Source organism: Promicromonospora sp. NPDC057488 (genome assembly GCF_042802395.1).
Classification (GTDB): domain Bacteria; phylum Actinomycetota; class Actinomycetes; order Actinomycetales; family Cellulomonadaceae; genus Promicromonospora.
This window is the reverse complement of the sequence record NZ_JBHVEG010000284.1, coordinates 1-4952: the sequence shown is the minus strand read 5'-3', so window position 1 is coordinate 4952 and position 4952 is coordinate 1. Positions and strand designations below refer to the sequence as shown.

Sequence of the window (4952 nt, the reverse complement as noted above, 5' to 3'; positions counted from 1 at the left end):
CTGCAGGTCACCCCGGTGACCTGCAGGTCTGACACGGGCGCTGTTCCGGTCTTGACACCGGAGGGAACCGGCGAAGACTCTTTGGTCCTCGCTGAAGCGCTCTCGTCGTGCGGTGGCGACCACACGCACACCGGAGATCCCCGGACGCGACGAGGCCTCTGCCGGAAGGACTGTCATGAGCATCACCAGGATCGGGGCCGCGGGAGTGGCCCTGACCATGCTGGCCGCGCTCAGCGGCTGCGGCCTCGACGGCACAGGCACCACGGACCCCGACGGCGGGGCGGACGCGACGAGCGACGTGACCGGCGCGGTCACGCTCCAGACGTGGGCCCTCCAGCCCCGCTACACCGAGTACGTCGAGGGCGTGATCGCCGCCTTCGAGAAGCAGTACCCGGGCACCGAGGTCACCTGGCTCGACCAGCCCGGCGACAACTACTCGGAGAAGGTGCTGGAGCAGGCGGCGGCGGGCGAGCTGCCCGACGTCACGAACCTGCCGCCGGACTTCGCCCTCTCCCTCGCGCGCGAGGGCCTGCTCACCGACCTCACCACCGTCGACGACACCCTGGCGGAGACGTACGTACCCGGCGCGCTCGCGGCCTACCGGTACGCGGGCCTCGAGGGCACGTACGGGTTCCCCTGGTACCTGACCACGGACGTCAACTACTGGAACACCGAGCTGTTCGCCGGTGCCGGGCTCGACCCGGCGAACCCGCCGACCACCCTCGACGAGCTCGTCGCACAGGCCCGGACCATGCACGACGCGACCGGCGGGTACCTCATGAGCCGCATGCCCGGCCTCGGCGACCTCGCGGCGGCCGGCATCCCCGTGCTGTCCGACGACGGCGCCGAGTTCACGTTCAACACGCCGCAGGCGGCCCAGCTCCTGGACGTCTACCGGGACGCCTACGCCGAGGGGCTCATGCCCGACGACGTGCTGACCGACGCCTACCTCGGCAACGGCCAGCTCTTCACCGACGGCAAGGTGGCCTGGTCGACCGGCGGCGGCAACTTCATCAACAGCGCGGTGGCGAACAACCCGGCGCTGGAGGGCAAGATCGCGTCCTCGCCGTACATGGGCGACACCCCGCTGTACGTGCAGGGCTTGTCGGTCTCGAACCAGTCGGAGCACCTGCCCGCGGCGGTGGCCCTGGCCCGGTTCGTCACGAACGCCGCGAACCAGGAGGCGTTCTCCGCCGAGGTGCCCGGCGTCTTCCCGTCCACGGCCTCCTCGCAGGAGAACCCGGACCTGTCGCAGAGCGACGGCTCGCCCCAGGGCGACGCCAAGGCCATCGCCTTCAGCAACCTCACCACGGCACGGGTGCTCCAGCCGGTCGAGGTCAGCGAGGAGATGACCACCATCATCAACCAGCAGTTCGCGGCGGCCATCGCGGGGGACCAGACCTCGCAGGCCGCCCTCGACGCGGCGGTCGACGAGTGCAACAAGCTGCTCGCCGACCAGTGAGCGCACCCGTGCAGCCGCACGACACCAGGGCGGTCCCCGCCCGCGACGAAAGGCCCACTGCAATTCGCCACGACACCGACGTCGCCGCGCCCGCGGCCGTCACCGCACTGCCCGCGTTCATGCTTGACCCGATCGGGGAGGTGGCCGCGTGACCGGGCCCGCACACGTCCCCGCCGGCCGCCCCGGCGCCGGCCTGACCAGTGCGGACGCCCACCTGGTGCGACACCACGGGGCGGACCGCACCGTGCTGATCGACGGCCTGGACGTACCGCTGGAGGCCGGCGCCGAGCTGCGCTACGCCGTCCTGCCCGTGCTCGACGAGAAGCTCACCTACCGCTCCACCTACGTGGCGCTGGACCTGCGGCTCGACGACGGCACGTGGCTCTCGCAGACCGACTCCGGGCGCGCGCTGCGCGACCAGCACGGGATGCTCGCGACCGCCCTCGGCCAGGGGGAGGCGCGCATCCTGGTGCCGGACCACTGGAACCTCGTGCGCGTGGACCTCGGTCCCGTGGCGCGGGCGTTGCCGGGCCGCCGCGTGACCGCCGTCGCCGTCGTGACCGCCGCGCCGGACGGCGGGGTGGGCGAGGCCTGGCTCGACACGGTCTCGGTGGGGCCGCGCGCCGAGCGCGTGGTGACCGGCCGTACCGACCTCGTGGACACGCGCCGGGGCACGCACTCCTCCGGCGACTACTCGCGCGGCAACAACGTGCCCGCCGCCGCGGTGCCCAACGGCTTCACCATGTGGGTGCCGCTGACCGACGGCGCCTCCGAGCGCTGGCTCTACTCCTGGGCCGCGCACAACGGGCCGGACAACCGGCCGCGCCTGCAGGGCGTCGGCATCTCGCACGAGCCCAGCCCCTGGATGGGGGACCGCGACCAGCTCGCGTTCCACCTCGTGCCCGCCGGACCCGACGGTGACGAGATTCCCGACGCCGGCCTGGCGGCCCGCTCGATCGGCTTCTCGCACGACGACGAGACCGCCCGCCCGCACCGCTACGACGTCGCACTGGACGACGGCGCCCGCGTGGCCGTCGCGGCGTCCGACCACGGCGGCGTGCTCCGCTTCACCTTCCCGCCCGGCGCGAGCACGGGCCACCTCCTGTTCGACGCCGTGGGCGACTCCGGCGCGGACGGCGCACCCGTGTCGGTCACCGTGCACGACGACGGCACGCTCACCGGCTGGAGCGACCACGGCAGCCCCCTGTCGGTGGGCCGCAGCCGCATGTACGTGGTGGGCCGCATCTCCGCGCCGGTGCTGCGCTCGGGCCCGGCCCGCGGGCGGGACCACGCGACGTACGCGACGGTGGCGCTGGCGTCCGACTCCGGGGCGGGCGCGGCCGCGGGCCGCACGGTCGAGGTGCGCGTGGCGACGTCGTACATCAGCGAGGAGCTGGCCCGGCTCGCGCTGGAGCGCGAGGTGTCCGGGACCTTCGACGAGGTCGCCGACGCCGCCCGCGCGCAGTGGGAGGACCGGCTCGGCGTCCTCGACGTCGACGGCGCGTCCGAGGAGCAGCAGGTCACGCTCTACTCGAACCTGTACCGGCTGAACCTGTACCCGTCGTCCTACACGGAGGTCGGGGCGGACGGCGCGCCCGTGCACGCCTCACCCGTGCTCGACGGCGCCCCCGCGGTGCCCGGCGAGATGTTCGTCAACCACGGGTTCTGGGACACGTACCGCACCTGCTGGCCCGCCTACGCGCTGCTGTACCCCGAGGTCGCGGCCCGGCTCGCCGACGGGTTCGTGCAGCAGTACCGCGAGGGCGGCTGGGTCGCCCGCTGGTCGTCCCCGGGTTACGCCGACCTGATGACGGGCACGTCGTCCGACGTCGCCTTCGCCGACCTGTACCTGCGCGGCGTCGACCTGCCCGACCCGCTCGGCACCTACGACGCCGGGCTGCGCAACGCCACGGCGCTGCCCACCCGGTCCGGCGTCGGCCGCAAGGGCCAGGACTTCGCGCTGACCAACGGCTGGGTTCCGCGTGACGTCGAGGAGTCGGTGTCGTGGAGCCTGGAGGGCTACATCAACGACGCCGGCCTGGCGCGGATGGCGCAGGCGCTCGCGGACGCGCCCGGCACGCCCGAGGGCCGCCGGCGCGCCCTGCGGTCCGAAGCCGCCTACCTGCGGCAGAGCGCAGCCGGGTACGTGCACCTCTTCGACGCCGAGACCGGGTTCTTCCGCGGGCGCGGCCGGGACGGCGCGTTCGACCCGGCGCCGTTCGACCCGGACGCGTGGGGCGGCGACTACACCGAGTCGGACGCGTGGAACTTCCTGTTCCACCCGGTGCACGACGGCGCGGGGCTGGCTGCCCTCCACGGCGGGCGGGCCGGTCTCGAACGGCTGCTGGAGCGGTTCTTCGCGGCGCCGGAGCGGGCCGACAAGCCCGGCTCGTACGGCAACCCGATCCACGAGATGTTCGAGGCGCGCGACGTGCGCCTGGGCCAGCTCGGGCAGTCGAACCAGGTGTCGCACCACATCGCGTGGACGTGGTCGGTCGCCGGGCGGCCGGACCGCACCCAGGAGGTCGTACGCGAGATCCTGACGCGGCTCTGGACCGGCAACGACATCGGCCAGGGGTACCACGGCGACGAGGACAACGGCGAGATGTCGGCCTGGTACGTGCTGGCCGCGCTCGGGCTGTACCCGCTGGAGATCGGGTCGCCGCGGTGGGCGGTCACGTCGCCGCTCTTCGAGCGCGCGGTGGTGCACCGGCCCGACGGCGACCTGGTGATCGAGGCGCCCGGGGCGGCCGAGCGGTGGTACGTCGCGGGGCTGGAGGTCGGTGGGGCCGGGGCCGGGGCCGGCCGGGCCGTGACCGAGCCGTCGGTCGACAACGGCGATCTGGTCGGGGGAGCGACCCTGCGGTTCGCCCTGTCGGACGTGCCGACGGACTGGGGTGTGCCGGTCGGGGTCGCTGACGAGGTTGCGGACGAGGGGGCTTCGGCGGTTCCGTCCGCTGGGGCTGGGGCTGGGGCTGGGGCTGGGGCTGGGGCTGGGGCTGGCGCTGGCGTCGGCGTTGCGGCGGGGGCCGGTAGCCCTCGGCCGTGGCTGCGTGCGGCCGGTTCCTGGCACGGCGCCGAGGGCGCCCTGCCGAGCCTGACGGACGGCGACCTGGCGACGTCGTCCGCCGTCCGCGGCACGTTGGAGTGGCAGCCCGCCGCCGACGTCGCGGAGGGTGCGGTGCTGCGCGCCTACACGGTGACCTCGGGCGCGGACGGCACACGGCCGCCGTCGGCGTGGCGCCTGGTCGCGGCCGACGGCCGGGTGCTCGACGAGCGCTCCGGCGAGGACTGGCCCTGGCCGGGCCAGCTGCGCCCGTTCGTGCTCGACGAGCCGGCGCCGCTCACCTCCGTCCGCCTGGAGCTCCAGGAGGACGGCGCCGTCTCCCACATCGAGCTCCTGACGACGTAGCCGCGGGGGAGTCGCCACGAAAGTGCGCTTCTACCCAGCCATCCGGCCCGAAATCACGGCGGTTCCGGGCCCAATGGC

At 74.1% G+C, this 4952-nt stretch carries 3 protein-coding genes; all 3 read left to right on the top strand.

What is annotated here, in order from left to right; genetic code table 11:
* Positions 1-175: 175 nt before the first annotated feature.
* Genes ACFU5G_RS29105 through ACFU5G_RS29095 form a run of 3 tightly spaced genes read left to right on the top strand, consistent with a single transcriptional unit; the run spans position 176 to position 4874 of the window.
* Positions 176-1462: an ABC transporter substrate-binding protein gene (locus ACFU5G_RS29105; RefSeq protein ID WP_377252482.1), complete on the top strand. Its 1287-nt coding sequence runs from the start codon at positions 176-178 to the stop codon at positions 1460-1462.
* Positions 1459-1614 carry a hypothetical protein gene (locus ACFU5G_RS29100; RefSeq protein ID WP_377252480.1) on the top strand — a complete coding sequence of 52 codons (156 nt, stop codon included), beginning with the start codon at positions 1459-1461 and terminating at the stop codon, positions 1612-1614. The genes ACFU5G_RS29105 and ACFU5G_RS29100 overlap by 4 nt, the downstream gene beginning before the upstream one ends.
* Positions 1611-4874, top strand: coding sequence for a GH92 family glycosyl hydrolase (locus tag ACFU5G_RS29095; RefSeq protein ID WP_377252478.1), 3264 nt, complete (start codon positions 1611-1613; stop codon positions 4872-4874). The genes ACFU5G_RS29100 and ACFU5G_RS29095 overlap by 4 nt, the downstream gene beginning before the upstream one ends.
* Positions 4875-4952 lie beyond the last annotated feature (78 nt).

Excerpts from the sequence above, each read along its gene's own strand:
- ACFU5G_RS29105 (WP_377252482.1), top strand. The coding sequence starts at position 176 with ATGAGCATCACCAGGATCGGGGCCGCGGGAGTGGCCCTGACCATGCTG.